The organism is Aquirufa sp., assembly GCF_044377215.1.
Taxonomy (GTDB): domain Bacteria; phylum Bacteroidota; class Bacteroidia; order Cytophagales; family Spirosomataceae; genus Aquirufa.
Genome location: NZ_JBILJM010000004.1, coordinates 1 through 16,814 on the forward strand (window position 1 = coordinate 1; position 16,814 = coordinate 16,814).

Below are 16,814 nucleotides of genomic sequence, written 5' to 3' on the forward strand. Positions count from 1 at the left end.
TCCCGTAAAATAAAAGAATCCACCCTTTTGAGGTGGATTCTGGTGGTCCCACTAGGATTCGAACCTAGGACCCCCTGCTTGTAAGGCAGGTGCTCTGAACCAGCTGAGCTATAGGACCAATGTGTTAAATTGGTTTGCAAATATCTGTCTTTTATTTTTTTTATGCAAGTCGGCACTTGAATAAACTTGATTTTTTTTATCTCTAAGGCCTATTTTTTGATTATCTGCCTGAAACACACCATCTTTGCAAGCAAATAAATTTACCATGGAATCGCTTTTTAGTCTACACAATCTCATTAGTCTTCTTACATTAACCTTTTTGGAAATCGTTTTGGGAATCGATAATATCATTTTCATTTCCATTACAGCTTCCCGACTACCCCAAGAAAGTCAAGCGAAAGCCCGAAACATCGGTTTGGTCTTAGCCATGGTATTCCGTGTCATCTTGCTTTTTGGTATTTCCATATTGATTTCGCTGCAAAAGCCCTTCATGCACATTGATACCACATACTTTAAAGTTGCACCCACCGGTCAAGGCGTGATTTTGTTCATCGGAGGATTATTTTTGTTGTACAAGGCTACCAATGAAATCTTTATGAAACTAGAAGGGGAGGAGGAGCACAGTACTAAAGCCGGTAAGGCGATAAACAGTGTCGCTAAAGTAGTGACTCAAATTGCACTGATTAACCTAGTATTTTCAATTGATTCCATCTTGACGGCCATAGGTCTTTCAGATAATATGTGGATTATGATCATCGCCGTTGTTGTGTCGGCTGTCATCATGATGGCTTTTTCGGGGCCTGTTGGCCGCTTTGTCAACAACCACCCGTCGCTTCAAGTACTCGGTTTATCTTTCTTGATCATGATTGGTTTTATGTTAATCGCTGAAGCTAGCCACGGTTCTGAACTAAGCATCCTTGGAAATAGTATCGGTGAGATCCCCAAAGGCTATCTATATTTCTCCATTGCATTTTCGCTCTTTGTAGAATTTATCAATATCAAAATGCGTAAGCGTTCTAAACCGGTGGAGCTTAAAAACTAAATGAAGTAAGAGATGAGAGGTAAATAAAAAAGCCCAGGAAAATTTCCCAGGCTCTCAATATCTCTCACCTCTTACCTCTTACTTCTTTATTGCCTTCGCTACGCCCAACAACTCCTTAGCGCCACCTTGTGGTAAACCCAATACCTTCTTTTTTACTTTGCCAGACGCATCCATAAAGAGTATCGTTGGGTAGCCTTCAATTGGATACATATTTGCCAAAGCAGGACCTTCACCTGCTTCCATGTCGACACCAATCGATACGAAATTCGCATTGATATAATCACCCAACTCTTTATTAGGGAATACTTTATTCTTCAATACTTTGCACGGTCCACACCATGTGGTGTAGGCGTCCAACATGATTAATTTGTTTTCCTTCTTTGCCTTCTCTTTCGCCTGGCGAAATGTTCCCTCAAAGAATCGAACCCCATCACCTTCCGCTGCGATAGCTGGGAGAGTTAAAAGGGCTAATGCAAGGATACTTAGTAGTTTTTTCATTATGTTTCAGTTGTCTGTGGTCAGTATTCAGTGGTCAGTTGGATGGGTTATGTATAATGATAAGAATTATACTGATTACTGACCACTGAATACTGGCTACTGTTTAATTGTAAGAATTTAACATCACCGGCATCACCAGCAACAACACATCTTCGTGCTCATCCTGGTCAGACGGTATAATTAAGCCAGCTTTATTTGGCTCACTTAATCTAATATCTACAAATTTCGAAGATAAATTACTTAGTAATTCAGAGATCAATTTGGCGTTGAAGCCGATTTCCATGTCCTTACCACCATATTCGCAGGCCAACGACTCATTCGCCTCATTGGAGTAATCTAAATCTTCCGCCGAAAGAGTCAATACATTCGCCGTTAACTTCAAGCGAATTTGGTGCGTCGTCTTATTCGAGTAAATCGAAATACGCTTAACCGAACTCAAGAATTCCAAGCGATTAATCGTCACAATCTCATTGTTCTCCTTCGGAATCGCATTCTCATACTCTGGGAAACGCTCATCGATAATCCGACAAATCAACTGGAAACTTTCAAAACTAAAGAATGCATTCGATGCACTAAACTCAACCGTCACCTGCGTGTCCGTCGTAGGCAATGTCGACTTCAACAATGACAACGCTTTCTTAGGTAAAATCAAGCTGCTTTGCGCCTCTGGACGAATGTCCGTTCTGCGGTAACGTACCAAACGATGTCCATCCGTCGCCACAAAATTCGTGTGATCACCCATCATTTGAATCAACACACCCGTCATCGCCGGACGCATATCGTCATTTGAAACAGCTAATAAGGTATTGGCAATCGCCTCACCCAATGTCAACGCAGATAATGAAATTGATTGGTTCTTAGCAACCTCTGGAATCCTCGGGAAATCAATTGGATTCTCCCCACTCAATTTAAACCGACCATTCTGTGTCGAAATCTCTGCTCCAAATGTGCCTTGATCCGCGCCAAATGTTACCGGTTGATCCGGTAAACTACGCAACGTCTCCAACAATAAACGTGCCGGCAACGCGATAGATCCATTCTCAAATCCTTCCACATCCAAGGTCGTAGTCATCACCGTCTGCAAATCAGACGCCGTTAATTTTAAGGTATTACCCTCCAATTCAACTAAAATGTTCTCCAAAATTGGGATGATTGGATTACTTGCGACAACCCCATTAATGGCGGAAATCTGCTTCAATAACACATTGGAGGCGACTAGAAATTTCATTGCTTATCGTTAATTTATGACGTACGTTTTCAAACCTCGAAGTTAAAAGAATTAAGCTACAAAGCCAAGCCCTTTAGCGATTGTATTTATTCCTGCGATAGAGCACCACCGCCAAACTAAACAAGCCACCAAACAAAATAGGTAGTAGCATATTTATGCCTTGCCAAAATCCCTTCTCCGCCTGAATCTTTCCTTTATCCAAAGGACGAAGTCGGATGTTTTTGCTGCGGGCCAACAAAGCCTTTTGGTCATCCAAAAGGTACTGTAATCCATTCAAGATAAAGTCCACATTCGCAAAGGTATGCTTGGAAAATGGATCAAACCCCAAAGCCAACAGTCCCTTCGTTTCCGGATCAATGCCATTCAATGCAATGTCACCGTCACCTACCAGAATCAACCCGCCCGCTTGATCGGATTCACCTACAAACCCTTTTTGTAAACTATCGTTTGGCAAAGGCCTATTTTGAAATACCGACTTAAATCGACCTTCCAATAAATAGGCTACCACCTGAACACCCGCTTTGTATTTTGCCGGATCAAAATCCTTACCCGTTGATGCAAACGGCAAGGTCGCCGGTGCCTGCTGCACTTGTGTATAGGTACTCGTCTGCAATAATGGGGTCTTTTTTAATGAATTAGCACTTGCTACCGTATCTATACTCGACACAAAACGGCCATAGACCGCATCTAAATTCTTAGTTATCAACGTTGCGGGATTACCACGCAATAACGGAAACGCAGGCCAAGGCATTAATTCGATACGTGGTTTATTTCCATAATTGCCTATGGCCAAAGGAATCGCCCCACACAATGACGCATCTTTCACCCAATTGCTATTCAAGCGTAATCCATATCGGTAGAAAAGAGCATTTAAGCCAACATCCATCACTGAACTTACCAAACCCTGATTCGCAATGGTATCCGTCCGTACACCCTCCATAAAAAAAATACCCTTACCTCCTTTGACCAAAAACTGATCAATCTTGTATTGATCCGACGGGCTGAAAACACGGTCTGGCTGAATCAAACAAATGGCATCCAATCCATCTAATGTCGCCGAAGCGCCTAAATCAACTGGATATAAATCGTATCGCTTGCGTAAAGCCGCAATCAGACTTAACTGATTTATTGCCGGGATGTGATTGTAATCCATCAGAAAACCGATCTTCTTACGCTCTGTTTCTGCCAGACTTTGTATGCCCTGCATAATCTCATACTCCAATCCCTCAATCGACTGATTCAATACCTCTTGCGGATTCGCTAATTGATTGCCTTTAAGTAATAAAACGCCTACCGATCTTTCCCCTTTTGTAATTACCAAGCCCGGAAAAGCCAATTGCTGCACCTGCTTCCCATCCTGCTTATTGACAATATTCGTCGGCGGTAACCCCAAGGAATCCAACTGAAAAATCATCCGCTCCCGTTCCTGCTCATCTGGGTACTCCGCGTATAAATCAATTTGCTCGATTTCGATAGTCTGAGGGCTTTGACTTTTTATATCTGCCAATATACTCATCGTCGCCTGCTCGAGGCGCTTAAAGCCACCCGGAAGTCCATCGCCACCTAAGTAAACTTGAACACGAATGGGCGCATCCAATGCTTGTAGGTTCGTCAGCGTAGATGCACTTAACGTAAATTTTTTATCCTCACTGATATCCCAACGCATACGAATGAATGGACTCGCAACTAGTAGCGCGATACCCAATCCAAGCCATAAGATCCAACGATTTTTTTTCATGTTTAGCTTTCAAAAAAGAAAAGCATTCCTTACAGAATGCTTTTCGATCTATCTTTTAACAAACGATCAATAAAATTTGTACCGCTTATCTTCAATTTTCGCATTTTCTTTAATCGCCTCATTAATGTAGAACGAAGTACGTTGCAAATTCATCGATTGAATTTGATTTTTGTAAACCGAATAATCAGCTAAAGCAGGTGCTACCATTGAACTGGTTTTCTCTGCGATAAACACGCCATTTTCGCCTACGAATACCGAACTACGTTTTCCATTTTTCAAACCTGCTATGCGGCCTAAGGCAATCGCATCTGGTCCAGCTGTATTTAACATACCTGTAGATAACGTAATATCTTGAACAGATTCAACCAATGCCCCTGCACCATATTTCTGTGCAATTTGCTCCAATGAACCTTTGATTCCCGCAAGCTTCGTTGAAATCTGCTCACCTTTCATTTGATTACGAACCATGGCAGTCAACTCCTCACGGAAGTCGTTCACTTTTACATTTTCTTTCTCTGTTTTTCCAGTTAAATAAGCCACAATGTATTGATTATCTTGTTCGAAAACTTTCTTCGAACCATCACCTATCGATGTGTTATCATCAAATGCCCAACGAACAATTTCACGTGCATTACTTAAATTATTGATCGCTGAGGAATTCTCTAATAAACGTTCAGCACGCATCATGATAATGTTTTTGTCTTTCTTTATCGCAACTTCAAATGCAGCTTGTGTTCCGTTTGCATTCGCAAAAGCATCTGCTTGTGTGAATATTTTATCCAATGTAGCCTGTGAAGGAGCAATCGTTTTGTTGATGGCTGCCAATTTATAGCTCGTATTTGTTTTGGCATCTGTTACTTTAACTACGTGGAATCCGAAATCAGTTTCAACAACACTAGGCATTAGACCAACACCATTATAGCCAAACAATTCTTTTTCAAATGATTTGACCATCGACCCGTTGTTTTTGAAATAACCTAAGTCACCACCATTTTGAGCAGTGCCATCCATGCCATTCATTTGAGCCAATGTCTCAAAACTTCCACCACCTTTAACTTGCGTTAAAATAGCCTCCGCACGTTGTCTTGCCTGTGCTTTGGCCGAATCAGATTTATTGGCAGGAGCAATCAAAATATGACTAGCACGCATCGTAAACAATGAGTCTTTCTTCACGCCACCATATTTATAGATCGAGTACGTTAACCCTTCTTTAAATGGACCATAGATTCCACCCACTTGGAAAGTACCTAGTTGAGTTTTAACCACTTCTGGAATTTCAGCGTATGGTAATAAGTATGGAGTCCGAACATCTGAATTTAACATTGCAAATGCTGAGTCATTCGGTGCAACCGCTAAATCTTTCGCTAATTTTTTGATTTGTGAATAGAATTCGGCTGTGTCTTGCTTCGTTGGAATAACAGGGAATGTCGCATACTGAATAGAGCGAGTATTTGTTCCCTTGTATTGATCTTTATGCTTAGCTAAATAATCTTCCAATTGCGAATCTGTCACTTTAAGAGTAGAGTCCGAAACAGAGAAGAACGGTACATATAAAAAACGTGCATTGAATTTAGATGTCTGCGCTTGGTATTCTTTCGCCGCATCTGCCTGTGTCACGTAGTTCGACATACGCATCAAATTCTCATACTTCGCGCGGATACGATCTTGTGCAATTGATTTCTCAAAACTCGCCCAGCCTTGTTGCTGTTGTACCGGCATTGTCTTCAAATTCTTTAAAAACTGAATGACAAAGGTCTTGTCAAATTGACCCGTTTGTGGATTAGTGAATTGTTGGCGCACCGAAGGATGAATGTAATTTCCTTGGACCATATCAATTAATTCTTCCTCTGAAACACGTAATCCCAACGCATCAAACTCTTTTTTATAAGCAATATCCAAAACGTATTGGTTCCAAACTTGATCGCGAATCATCGTCGCCTCTTGCTCGGACGGGCCTTTGCCTGTTTGTGCTGTGTAATTTGCCGTCGCCTCTTCTACCTTTTTTTGGAAATCTTGAATGAGAATACTTTCACCGGCAATATTGCCAACCTCCTGTGAGCTTCCACCGAACAAGGATGATTTTCCTTGGAAAATATCACTTCCTATGAGAAACAACACTAAACTGATCGCGATAGCCGCTGCTGCAACCCCTGATTTCTCTCTAATTTTTGTAATTAATGCCATTGGTATGAATAAATAATTGTTTTTAATTTCTCTTTAATTGCCGATAATTTCGTGAACAAAAGAAACGCAAAATAATCACATTTCTATTCAAAAAGCAAGTCGGAACTAAACTAATCTATGCCTTTAAGGTCTTTGCCAAACTTTCTAAGAACCGATCTGCAATGGATTGGTCTATGCCTAAACTTGGTAGTAACCGTAAGGTGTGTTTTCCAGCGTAGCCGCAAAAGATGCGATGGGTGTTCAATAACGTATCACGGACAGGTCCTACGGGGGCTTCAAGTTCAATTCCAATCATCAAACCACGGCCACGTACTTCCTTGATTCCGGAGATTCCTGCCAATTCTCCCATTAGATAATCCCCTAGTTGTGTGGCATTTTCCAGTAATTTTTCTTCCTGAATGATGTCTAATACCGCATTCGCTGCCGTACAGGCTAGGTGATTTCCACCAAAGGTCGTCCCCAATAAGCCATAACTTGCTTGAATATGTGGTGCGATTAAAACGCCACCGATCGGAAAACCATTTCCCATGCCTTTTGCTGTGGTCATCATATCGGGATGAATATCGGCGAATTGGTGTGAAAAGAATTTACCAGAACGTCCGTAACCACATTGCACGGAATCTAATATTAATTGTGCGCCCGTTTCATCACAACGTGTTCTTAACGCTTGTAAAAATGGGTTAGATGCTACTTGAATTCCACCTACGCCTTGAATTCCTTCAACAATTACTGCTGCTGTTTCTTCGGTAATTACCTGTGCCAAACCCTCAATTTGATTGAATGGGTGGAAGCTTACATGCGACGTGTCATTGATAGGAGCGACGATGCTTGGGTTGTCAGTGACTGCCACCGCACCCGCCGTTCTTCCATGAAATGCTTTGGTAAATGAAACTACTTTCTTGCGTCCTGTATGAAATGAGGCCAATTTTAAGGCGTTCTCATTGGATTCAGCACCTGAATTCGTTAAGAATAATTGGTAGCTTGGATAGCCTGAAACGCGACCTAATTTTTCGGCTAATTCTTCCTGACCTGAAATGATAATGGAGTTCGAATAAAAACCAATATTACGTAGTTGTTCCGTCATCTTCGCCACATAATGTGGGTGCGAATGCCCGATGGAAATCACGGCATGACCTCCATATAAATCTAGATATTCTTTCCCATCTTTGGCCCATACCGTACTTCCCTGTGCTTTCACAAGTTCGATCGGGTAAAGTGGGTAAACGTCGAATAGTTTCATAAATCAGTTGTCAGTGGTCAGTAGTCAGTTGTCAGTCGTCAGTTGTCAGTGGTCAGTAGTCAGTTGTCAGTCGCTAGTCACTAGTTTATTATTTAGTTCTTAATTCTTACCTCTTACCTCTTACCTCTCACCTCTTACCTCTCTAAAAGCTTGCTGCCTTCAGCCTCAACCCCGCCGTTTCGTCCCAGCCGAGCATTAAGTTCATATTTTGAACTGCTTGACCGGACGCACCTTTTAGTAGGTTGTCGATCACGGAGCTAATTAAAATTTGGCCTTCGTGAACTTCTAGGTGCAAAAAGCATTTGTTCGTGTTCACCACTTGTTTGACATCCACCGCTTGGGGGCTGACAAAAACAAAGGGTGAATCGCGGTAGTAATTTTCGAATAATTCCATCGCCTCTTCCTGAGTTCCCGCGAAATCCGTGTACACATTCGCCATGATGCCTCGAGTAAAATTACCGCGATATGGAATGAAGTTGACCTTAGGCGCAGGGTACTCAGACCCCAAAACCATGCCTATTTCTGTCAAATGCTGATGTGTGAAGGCTTTATAGATGCTAACATTGTTATTTCTCCAGGAGAAATGACTCGTTGGCGATAATGCCTGTCCTGCACCCGTGGAACCTGTAATCGCTGAAACATGCACGGCTGATTTGATCAATCCTGCGGCGGCTAATGGCATCAAGGCTAATTCAATCGACGTGGCAAAGCAACCCGGATTGGCAATTTTGTTCGCAGTACGGATTTTTTCCTTTTGAAATTCAGGTAGACCATAGACAAATCCCTCCGATTCATCCCGGAAATCTGTGCTCAAATCCACGATTTTGGTATGCCAAGGAACCTCGTTGGCAGCTAAAAATTTCTTCGATTCCCCATGTCCAGAACATAAAAACAATACATCCACAGGACATAGCTGATCGCAGAATCGCGCATGCGTCGAGCCTAGTAAGTCGGTGTGCACATCTGAAACCAATTTCCCAGCCTGTGAATTTGACATAATACACGTCAAAACTACATCGGGGTGGTTCACCAAAATGCGGAGTAATTCACCTCCCGTGTAACCTGCCGCACCTACGATTCCGATCTTTGCCATTAGTTTGATTCGTTAACTTTCCGGTGGATCATGGTTTGGTTCGAAACAATTTTCGAGAATCCACGTACATCATCGCCCGTCCAGGCTTTATTCATTTCGCCATATGCACCAAATGCGGATGACATTAAGTCAAATTTAGACTCAATTCCTGTTACTTGGAATTGGTACGGCGACAATACCACATGTACCGTTCCCGTCACATTATCTTGGGTATCTGCTAGGAATGTTTCAAAATTACGCATCACTGGCTCTAAGAATTGGCCTTCGTGCAACAAGGTTCCATACATATCACCAATGTTCTGCTTCCAGTATAATTGATGTTTGGTCAACACATGTTTCTCTAATAAATGATGTGCCTTGATGATGATCAATGGGGCAGGAGCCTCAAAACCAACACGGCCTTTGATGCCAATAATCGTATCGCCCACGTGAATGTCCCGACCAATCGCATAGGCACCCGCTCGTGCTGTTAACTCGCGAATCGCATCTACCGTGCTTGGGAAGGTGTTTCCGTCGATACCTACCAATTGGCCATATTCAAATTGTAATGAGATTTTAGTTGGCTTCGTTTCTGTCAACTGCGTTGGCCAGGCTTCTTCGGGTAAATAACCATCCGAAGTCAGGGTTTCTTTTCCGCCTACCGACGTTCCCCAAAGACCTTTGTTGATGGAATAGGTCGATTTATGCCATTCCTGAACGACACCTTTAGATTTCAAATATTCGATTTCAGCTTCTCTAGATAATTGCAAATCGCGAATTGGGGTAATAACCTCGCATTCAGGAGCAAGTATACGGAAGACCACATCGAAGCGCACTTGGTCATTTCCGGCACCTGTACTGCCATGCGCAATTGCTTTCGCACCAATCTTTGCTGCATATTTAGCTACGGCTGTGGCTTGAAAAACGCGCTCAGCAGATACAGAAAGTGGATATGTATTGTTTTTCAACACATTGCCAAACACTAAATATTTGATGCAGTCTTGATAATACGATTCAACGACATCCAAAGTTACATGGGATGTAACGCCTAAGGAATATGCTTTTTCTTCAATGGTTTTTAATTCTTCAGGAGAAAATCCGCCGGTGTCAACTAAGGCTGAATGCACTTCCATGCCGCGTTCCTCTGTTAAATACTTGACACAATAGGAGGTATCTAATCCGCCACTAAAGGCTAAAATTACTTTCGGCTTGCTCATATTTACTTCGTTTTTCCTTTCGAATGGAAAGGCATTAACAATTTTTCTTTCATTTTTTTCAGCTGCATGAAGTCGGCAATATTCTTCAAGAATATCCACTTCTCATCTTTTTCAATGTTAACGGCAGCTTGGTTTGGGTCGAAAATCATGCCCGTACACAAGCAGATTTTACGTTCCGTACGGGTCAAAATATCGTAGTTCACGCAGGATTGACAACCTTTCCAGAAATTATCATCTACGGGTAACTCGGAAAAGGTGGTGGGCTCATAGCCTAAGTCACTATTGATTTTCATCACAGCGAGCGAGGTGGTTATACCAATGATTTTTGCGTCCGGATAGCGTTCGCGTGACAATTCAAACGCTTTTTCTTTGACAGCTTTGGCTACGCCAAATTGCCTGTAGCTAGGTCTGACGATTAAACCAGAGTTAGCAACAAATTTACCGTGTTGCCAGGTTTCGATGTAGCAAAAGCCTACAAATTCGCCCGTAACATCATCGGTAGCGATGATTGCTTTGCCTTCCGACATCTTCTCTTGAAGGTAATCAGGGGTTCTTTTGGCGATTCCGGTGCCTCTTGCTTTGGCAGATTCCGCCATTTCGTGGCAGATTGATTCCGCTAAGTCATAATGGGATTGACTGGCGACTTGAACAGTGTATGAATTCATGAATGATAATCAGAAATAAATAATTTATTGAGTACGTGAAACTGCACAGGGTATCAAACCCTGAAAATAAACCTTCGTCGTCGGACGGAGGTAATGACGTATTTAATTGAATTATTTATCTTCATGTTCTTGTTAAACAGCGGATAAAGCCGCTAATTTGTCGCCAATTAAGCGCCAAATTTCACTAATTTGATGGGTAATTCCCAATAAACCTCCAATTATTTCATGGAAAATAATAATTCCTTGAGCACGGATCAGTTGATCTACGCATATGCCTCCGGTGTTTTTCCGATGGCGGATGCGGAATCGGGAGAGATAAATTGGTATCGACCTGATCCTCGGGCGATTATTCCTATCGAAACTTACCAGCCAGGACGTTCGCTCAAACCCATACTTAATAAGGGTATTTTTGAGATTCGGGTGGACCACCAATTTAGACGTGTGATGGAATTTTGTGCTGCGCCGCGCGCGCATGAGTCGGAGACATGGATTTCCGCTGAGATTATTGACGTATATACCGCATTGCATGAAATGGGTCTAGCTCATTCCGTTGAAGCCTATGTAGCGGGGGAGCTGGTGGGTGGATTGTATGGTGTACATATTGGCGCTGCTTTTTTTGGTGAATCGATGTTTACACGTGTTTCGAATGCCTCTAAAGTTTGTTTTCATAATTTGATTCTTATTTTACGTGCAAATCAGTTTGAATTGTTGGATTCTCAGTTTATGAACGATAATGTGCAGCGCTATGGGGCTATTGAAATTTCGCGGGGGGCCTACGAAAAACGGTTAGTCAAAGCGATTAATCGTTCGTGCAACTTTGTATTTAAACCTGTATAGAGCTCAAATTTCAGTCTAAAAGCCTAAATTGCATTTTTAATTTTTTCCTTATGTCAAAGCCAATTCTCGTTATCAAGTTCGGTTCGTCTTCCATCACCCATGCAAATGGGGAGGTTAATGAGCTGACATTAGCGAAAATTGCCGAGCAAGTGGCTTCGTTAAGTTCACAGTATTCCATCGTTTTAGTTTCATCAGGTGCTGTGGCTGCGGGTAAATCAGCGTTGCATAATTATAAGGCTACACTTTCAGAACGTAAGGCTGCGGCTGCCATAGGTAATCCAATTTTGATTGCGAAATACAGTCATTACTTCCAAAAGTATGGCATTTCTATTGCGCAAAGTTTGTGTGAACGCCATCATTTTTCGGAACGAGAATCCTTTCTACAATTGAAGGAGACGTATCAGGAATTATGGCGAAGTGGGGTAATTCCCATTGCGAATGAAAATGATGTAGTTAGTAATGTCGAATTAAAGTTTTCAGATAATGATGAATTAGCGACATTGATTGCGACGGGATTTGGGGCGGAGAAATTATTGATATCTACGTCGGTAGGTGGTTTATTAGACGCACAAGGTCAGATCATCCGTCATGTAGAACGCATTGATTCAGACATTTTAAATGTAGTAAATACCGAAACGTCGAGTACTGGTTTGGGAGGGATGATTTCCAAATTAACCTTTACGCGGTTAGCGACACGGATGGGAATTAAGGTCGTGATTTTCGGACTTGATCAGGGTCAGGGAATCGTAGATGCCCTCCATGAAGAAATAGGCACGGTTTTCGAGGCACAGGAGGCTTCATTTACGGCTCGCCAAAAATGGTTAGCCTCCGGAAGTCTAATTGCCGGCAAAGTAGTCTTAGACAAAGGTGCTGTAAAAGCCATCCAAAATCGCAAAAGCCTATTATCAGTGGGCGTCACTGAATACCTCGGCGAATTCGACAAAGGCGAAGTGATCGAAATCCTAGATGTCCAAAAAAATCCGATGGCTGTAGCTCGAGCCCGCTATTCTAAATCAGAATTGCAGCAGGCAAATCAGGGGATGGAAGTTGCGCATGCGGATGATATCGTTCTTTATTAGACGCTAGACTTTAGACGTTAGACGCTGGACGTTGCACTGATTTTGTATTAGACGCTAGACGCTGGACGTTAGACGCTGGACGTTGCACTGATTTTGTAGAGACGCGATTCCTCGCGTCTGGTTATCATCATATGAGTTTACTTATTTTAATTTCGCTTTATCAGTTTCTCAATAATTAATACTCTCTTATTTCTTTTCCTTTACTTCCCATGGAGAATCAAAGGAAATTCGAAAATCTGTTAGTCTGGCAACGCTCAGTACTTCTGACCCAAAAAATCTATTTTCATTTTAATGTATCAGACGATTTCGGATTTAGAAATCAGATTCAGCGTGCAGCCATTTCAATTTCCAATAACATAGCAGAAGGTTTTGATCGTAAATCAGACCGGGAGTTTAAGCGTTTTTTAGCGATTGCTTTAGGCTCCCTAAGTGAAGTTAAATCAATGGTTATTACTGCTTTTCACTTAAGTTACATTAATGAAGAGGATCAACAGGAACTAGTTGGTCATATCGATGCCATCGGTAAAATGACAAATTCCTTGATCAATTTCTTAACCAAGGAATTAGCGAAAAATAAATAATATTTTGTCCAACGTCTAACGTCTAGCGTCTAGCGTCCAGCGTCTAATGTCTAGTGAACGTCTAACGTCTAAGATATCACAATCGCTCTCCCACTCTCCACATCCGCCTCCACAGCCTTGTACTTTACATTTTCCTTAATACTACCATCTACGTATTGAACCGTCACGCGCTGATTTCTGTCCGCGATTTTAATCGCCTGACGTGGTGCGACACGCTCTTGAGTCGCTTCGGATGGATCGTAATATCCGGGATCTTCTTGTGCGCCAGATAGGCCGCCCAACAGCGATGATAATGCCTCATCTTTGCTCATCTGTAATTTAGGAGCCTTTTCTTTCGGTGCTTTTGCCGCCGATTGATTCGTCGACTGCACCGCCGGAATCTCCGCCTTAACCACAAAACTAATCGTGTCCATATTCACCCGAGCCACAAAACGCTGGAATAAATTCACCGCCTCAAATTTGTAAATCAACAAGGGATCTTTTTGCTCGAATACAGCATTTTGCACCGACTGCTTTAAGTCATCCATCTCACGCAAATGTTCTTTCCACTCTTGGTCAATTAAAGTCAACGTGATGAATTTCTCCATCTCTGTAATCACTTCCTTACCCTGTGAAAGAATTGTTTTATCTGCATCAACTACAATTCCAGTGACCATTTGGCCATTCGAAATAGGTACTTGAATGCCTGAAAAACCCTGACGTTTTGCCTCTTCCGCCACCTGAATCACCTGATTCGAAATCACCTCATTCTTCCCTTTATAGTGCTGCTCCGCCGCCAAGAACAATTGTTCCGTCTTGCGATCAGGTGCCAAACGACTAAATTCCTCCGCCGTAAACGGAGGCTCCATACCCAAAATCTCAATCACCTTTAATTCTAATTCGGTGTAGTCGGTGTAGTTTGCCGACAAATCTTGGCACACGTCAAATAAAATATTAACGATGTCCAACGATAAACGCTCGCCCAAAAGTGCATTTTGCCGACGCTTATATATAGCATTTCGTTGGTAATTCATTACGTCATCGTATTCCAATAAACGCTTACGAATACCAAAGTTATTCTCCTCCACTTTCTTCTGCGCACGCTCAATCGACGACGTAATCATCGAGTGCTGAATCACTTCTCCCTCTTCCATCCCCAAACGATCCATCACTTTCGCAATACGATCCGACCCAAACAAACGCATTAAATTATCCTCCAAAGACACAAAGAATTGTGACGAACCCACATCCCCTTGCCGTCCCGCACGACCACGTAACTGGCGATCGACGCGACGCGATTCATGTCGCTCCGTTCCTATAATGGCCAAACCTCCCGAAGCTTTCGATTCTGGACTTAACTTAATATCCGTTCCACGACCAGCCATGTTGGTGGCAATCGTAACCTTGCCCGATTGACCCGCTTCCGCCACAATCTCCGCCTCGCGCGCATGTTGTTTGGCATTCAATACATTGTGCTGAATCTTACGAATACTCAATAAACGACTTAATAATTCTGAGTTTTCAACAGACGTTGTACCCACTAAAACCGGTCGGCCTGCCGTAACTAATTCCTGAATCTCCTCCGCAACGGCATTGTATTTTTCGCGGACCGTACGGTATACTTTGTCCTCATGATCCTTTCGTTGAACCACACGATTGGTTGGGATGGATACGACGTCCAACTTATAAATCGTCCAAAACTCACCCGCCTCTGTTTCCGCTGTTCCTGTCATACCACCTAATTTATGGTACATCCGGAAATAATTTTGTAAGGTAATTGTCGCGTAAGTCTGCGATGCATCCTCCACATTTACGCCCTCCTTTGCCTCAATCGCCTGATGCAATCCATCTGAATAACGACGACCCTCCATCACACGACCTGTTTGCTCATCGACAATTTTCACTTTCCCTTCAACTAAAATATATTCAGTATCTTTTTCGAATAGGGCATAGGCTTTCAATAACTGGCTCACCGTATGAATACGGGATGCTTTTTCATTGTATTCGCCAATTAATTGTTCTTTTTGAGCCAAACGCTCACCATCACTTAAGTCTTTATTTTGTTCGATTTTGTTTAAATCAATCGACAAATGGGGCAACACGAAGAAATCAGGATTTTCTGTATTCCCACTCATAAAGGCCAAGCCTTTTTCAGTCAATTCAACCTGATTGTTTTTCTCCTCAATCGTAAACAATAAAGGCTCATCCGCTTGTGGCATCAGTTTTTGATTCTCTGCCAAATAGATTGATTCCGTCTCATTCATCAATTGCTTCATGCCGCTTTCCGACAAGAATTTAATTAATGGCTTCGACTTAGGAAGTCCGCGGTGAGCGCGAAATAATGCTAATCCACCTTCTTTGCGGTCTCCCGCAGCGATCAGTTTTTTAGCCTCAACTAAGAAATTTTGTACGATTTGTTTTTGGGCTTCAACCAATTTGTGAACGCGCGGTTGGAACGCCTCAAACTCCTGTTCATCACCTTTGGGAATTGGTCCCGAAATAATTAATGGAGTACGTGCATCGTCAATCAATACGGAATCGACCTCATCCACCATCGCAAAATGGTGTGGTCTTTGCACCTGATCTTCCAAACTTCGTGCCATATTATCGCGCAAATAATCGAAACCAAATTCGTTATTTGTGCCATACGTAATATCCGCCATATAGGCTTGTCGGCGCTCATCCGTATTCGGCTCATGCTTATCAATGCAATCCACTTTCAAGCCATGGAATTCAAACAAAGGTGCATTCCACTCGGAGTCACGCTTCGCTAAATAATCATTGACCGTTACAATATGCACGCCACGCCCAGCTATCGCATTTAGGTAAGTTGGCAGCGTAGAAACCAACGTCTTACCCTCACCCGTACCCATTTCAGAGATTTTTCCTTGATGCAAGACAATGCCACCGATCAACTGTACATCGTAATGTATCATCTCCCAAGTAATCTGATTGCCTGCCGCGAGCCATTGATTATGCCAAATTGCTTTTTCGCCCTCAATAACCACATTGGCTTTTTTGGATGCGATGAATTTATCTTCTATGGTTGCCGTAACGACTAATTTTTTATTCTCTGTAAATCGACGTGCCGTTTCCTTCACAACAGCAAAGGCTTCGGGCAAAATGTCTAGAAGTACAACCTCCAATTGCTTGTTGCGCTCTTCATTTAATTTATCAATTTGTTGGAAAAATGTCTCCTTCTCATCCACATCAGCCGTAGCCATTCCTTGTGTATGTAATTCAGTAATTTGCGTGTCGATTTCCGAGAGAAATTCGGCAATACGCTGTTTAAATTCGGAGGTTTTGCCACGAAGTGCATCATCTGAAATCTCATGCAGCTGGGCGTAGGCTTCTTTAATTTTATCAACAATCGGAAGAATTACTTTGATGTCGCGGTCCGATTTAGTACCAAATATCTTTGTAACGGTTTTGCTTAGTATCGAAAACATGTTTG

Annotated in this window: 13 protein-coding genes and 1 tRNA gene; 4 read left to right on the forward strand and 10 right to left on the reverse strand. The window is 42.4% G+C overall.

What is annotated here, in order from left to right; genetic code table 11:
• Positions 1-40 precede the first annotated feature (40 nt).
• A tRNA-Val gene (locus ACIQ6T_RS02420) sits at positions 41-118 on the reverse strand.
• A 147-nt stretch (positions 119-265) separates the two neighbouring features.
• Here ACIQ6T_RS02420 and ACIQ6T_RS02425 point away from each other — a divergent pair.
• Entirely contained in the window at positions 266-1,042 is a 777-nt protein-coding gene (locus ACIQ6T_RS02425) for a TerC family protein (RefSeq protein ID WP_395783860.1), read from the forward strand.
• A 78-nt stretch (positions 1,043-1,120) separates the two neighbouring features.
• On the opposite strand, the gene ACIQ6T_RS02430 is transcribed toward ACIQ6T_RS02425, so the two are convergent.
• The 8 genes from ACIQ6T_RS02430 to ACIQ6T_RS02465 all read right to left on the reverse strand — a co-directional run bounded on the left by ACIQ6T_RS02430 (position 1,121) and on the right by ACIQ6T_RS02465 (position 10,884).
• A complete protein-coding gene (locus tag ACIQ6T_RS02430; protein WP_395783862.1) occupies positions 1,121-1,540 on the reverse strand; it encodes a thioredoxin family protein in 420 nt (139 codons plus the stop codon).
• Between the two features lie 103 nt (positions 1,541-1,643).
• Entirely contained in the window at positions 1,644-2,768 is a 1,125-nt protein-coding gene (dnaN, locus tag ACIQ6T_RS02435) for a DNA polymerase III subunit beta (RefSeq protein ID WP_395783864.1), read from the reverse strand.
• A gap of 73 nt (positions 2,769-2,841) precedes the next feature.
• On the reverse strand, positions 2,842-4,506 hold the full coding sequence (gene gldG, locus ACIQ6T_RS02440; RefSeq protein ID WP_395783866.1) for a gliding motility-associated ABC transporter substrate-binding protein GldG: 1,665 nt from the start codon (positions 4,504-4,506) through the stop codon (positions 2,842-2,844).
• Positions 4,507-4,572: 66 nt separating this feature from the next.
• Complete coding sequence (locus ACIQ6T_RS02445; protein WP_395783868.1) at positions 4,573-6,690, reverse strand: peptidylprolyl isomerase; 2,118 nt, start codon at positions 6,688-6,690, stop codon at positions 4,573-4,575.
• Between the two features lie 115 nt (positions 6,691-6,805).
• Positions 6,806-7,930 (reverse strand): aspartate aminotransferase family protein, encoded by a 1,125-nt coding sequence (locus tag ACIQ6T_RS02450; protein ID WP_395783870.1) that lies wholly within the window; start codon positions 7,928-7,930, stop codon positions 6,806-6,808.
• A gap of 142 nt (positions 7,931-8,072) precedes the next feature.
• Positions 8,073-9,023: an N-acetyl-gamma-glutamyl-phosphate reductase gene (gene argC / locus ACIQ6T_RS02455; RefSeq protein WP_395783872.1), complete on the reverse strand. Its 951-nt coding sequence runs from the start codon at positions 9,021-9,023 to the stop codon at positions 8,073-8,075.
• A complete protein-coding gene (locus tag ACIQ6T_RS02460; RefSeq protein ID WP_395783874.1) occupies positions 9,023-10,219 on the reverse strand; it encodes an argininosuccinate synthase in 1,197 nt (398 codons plus the stop codon). Before ACIQ6T_RS02460 ends, argC begins: the two co-directional genes overlap by 1 nt.
• A 2-nt stretch (positions 10,220-10,221) precedes the next feature.
• A complete protein-coding gene (locus ACIQ6T_RS02465; RefSeq protein WP_395783876.1) occupies positions 10,222-10,884 on the reverse strand; it encodes a GNAT family N-acetyltransferase in 663 nt (220 codons plus the stop codon).
• Between the two features lie 225 nt (positions 10,885-11,109).
• Here ACIQ6T_RS02465 and aat point away from each other — a divergent pair, with 225 nt between their 5' ends.
• The 3 genes from aat to ACIQ6T_RS02480 all read left to right on the forward strand — a co-directional run bounded on the left by aat (position 11,110) and on the right by ACIQ6T_RS02480 (position 13,381).
• Positions 11,110-11,721, forward strand: a complete 612-nt coding sequence (aat, locus tag ACIQ6T_RS02470) for a leucyl/phenylalanyl-tRNA--protein transferase (RefSeq protein WP_395783878.1) — start codon at positions 11,110-11,112, stop codon at positions 11,719-11,721.
• Between the two features lie 50 nt (positions 11,722-11,771).
• Positions 11,772-12,800: a glutamate 5-kinase gene (proB, locus tag ACIQ6T_RS02475; RefSeq protein ID WP_395783880.1), complete on the forward strand. Its 1,029-nt coding sequence runs from the start codon at positions 11,772-11,774 to the stop codon at positions 12,798-12,800.
• Positions 12,801-13,009: 209 nt separating this feature from the next.
• Positions 13,010-13,381, forward strand: coding sequence for a four helix bundle protein (locus ACIQ6T_RS02480; RefSeq protein WP_395783882.1), 372 nt, complete (start codon positions 13,010-13,012; stop codon positions 13,379-13,381).
• 68 nt (positions 13,382-13,449) lie between these two features.
• Here the strand turns inward: ACIQ6T_RS02480 and secA are convergent, their stop codons facing one another.
• Positions 13,450-16,809: a preprotein translocase subunit SecA gene (gene secA, locus ACIQ6T_RS02485; RefSeq protein WP_395783884.1), complete on the reverse strand. Its 3,360-nt coding sequence runs from the start codon at positions 16,807-16,809 to the stop codon at positions 13,450-13,452.
• Positions 16,810-16,814 lie beyond the last annotated feature (5 nt).